Origin of the sequence: Bacillus sp. SIMBA_005 (assembly GCF_046535585.1) — a bacterium.
GTDB lineage: Bacteria > Bacillota > Bacilli > Bacillales > Bacillaceae > Bacillus > Bacillus pumilus.
Map to the genome: position 1 here is coordinate 1 of NZ_JAWRWI010001174.1, position 236 is coordinate 236.

The window sequence follows — 236 nt, forward strand, 5'->3', positions numbered from 1 at the left end:
CAGAACGTACAAATATTTTTGCTTATATCGGTGTCATCATACTAATGACAATACTTGTTTATCCCGTAGTAGGTCATTGGGTGTGGAGCGGTCAAGGTTGGTTAACTGACCTCGGCTTTATCGATTTTGCTGGTTCTACTGTTGTCCATTTAACTGGTGCAGTAGCTGCGTTTATAGCAGCCATAATGGTTGGACCACGTCTAGGTAAATACGAAAACGGACGTGTTAACGTTATT

1 pseudogene is annotated in these 236 nt (G+C 41.5%); it reads left to right on the plus strand.

The annotated features are described in order from the left end of the window. Positions 1–236 (plus strand): annotated as a pseudogene (locus SB660_RS23795) (ammonium transporter); the annotation flags it as partial.